This is a genomic window from Streptomyces sp. H27-H5 (assembly GCF_026627505.1).
In the GTDB taxonomy this organism is placed as follows: Bacteria; Actinomycetota; Actinomycetes; order Streptomycetales; family Streptomycetaceae; genus Streptomyces.
In genome coordinates this window covers 1-1211 of record NZ_JAPNLK010000309.1, presented here as the reverse complement: position 1 = coordinate 1211, position 1211 = coordinate 1, and the positions used below count along the sequence as shown (strand labels likewise).

The following is a 1211-nucleotide window of genomic DNA, read 5'->3' as shown; positions in this document are numbered from 1 at the left end:
TCCGGCAGCCCCACCGGCCGCATCGACATCCGTACCGCCTCCACGGCCGCACGACAGAGAAGCGACCTCAGGAACCATCATCGCGGACCCGACCCCACCCCCGCAGCGAATTGCGCAGCAGAGTCGCCACCTACGTCAAAGCGCGCGTCGAACACCGGATCGTCTCCCAGGCCGTCGTGATCGCGACCGGCGTCACCGAAGACGGCGGCCGTGAGGTCCTCGGCGTCATGGTCGGCGACAGCGAGACCGAAGTCTTCTGGAGCCAGTTCCTGCGTCACCTGCGAGAGCGCGGACTGACCGGCGTCCGCCTCGTGATCTCCGACAGCCACAGCGGCCTGGTCAAGGCGATCCGGAAAGTCATGATCGGCGCCGCCTGGCAACGCTGCCGCGTCCACTTCGTCCGCAACGTCTTCTCCGTGATCCCCAAGGGGTCCGCGGAGATGGTCGCCGCAACGATCCGCACCCTGTTCGCCCAGCCCACGGCCGAAGCCGTCCGGACCCACCTCGACACCGTCGCGGACATGCTCGGCAAGCAGTTCCCCAAGGTCAAAGAGATGCTCCTCTCGGCGAAGGAGGACCTGACCGCGTTCGCGGACTTCCCGCACCAGCACTGGAAGAAGATCCAGTCGACCAACCCGCTCGAACGGCTGAACCGGGAGATCAAACGACGCTCCGACGTCGTCCAAGTCTTCCCGAACCCCGCCGCGGTCAGCCGCCTGGCCACCGCCGTCCTCACCGAGCTCCACGACGAATGGATTGCCTTCCCCCGCCGCTACCTCTCCATCGAAAGCATGGACAGTCTCTATCCAGACACCGGAACCCGGCTGCCCGACACCACCGAAAGATCAGCTACACCACTACAAGGGACATGACCCGCGCCCTCGAGGGAGCTTCATGGAAGAGCGCCAAGGGAACGGGGGCGGTGTGTTCTTCTCCGCGAGGGCGTCGCGAGCACGGCCGGGACCGGGACTGTAAATCGTTTGGCTCTGTCTCACATTCGGTGGTGACGCTGAGTGGCGGAGGTCGTTGTTGTTGGTGTGATGGATGTCAACGAGCTTGTGCAGATGGTGTTCTCGGGGATATCGCCGCTGGTCATCGAGGATGTGGTCGATGAGGGCGGGCGGGTCTTGGTGAGGGCGCGGACTCCGAGAGAGTCCGCTCTTTGCCCGGTGTGCGGGGTGCCGTCGGGGCAGGTGCACGGCTATCACTGG

General features: G+C 65.3%; 2 pseudogenes. Both read left to right on the top strand.

The features are described from left to right. Window positions 1-125 precede the first annotated feature (125 nt). A pseudogene (locus OTB19_RS42950) lies at window positions 126-872 on the top strand (IS256 family transposase); the annotation flags it as partial. Window positions 873-1040: 168 nt separating this feature from the next. Then, window positions 1041-1211: pseudogene (locus OTB19_RS42945) on the top strand (ISL3 family transposase); the annotation flags it as partial.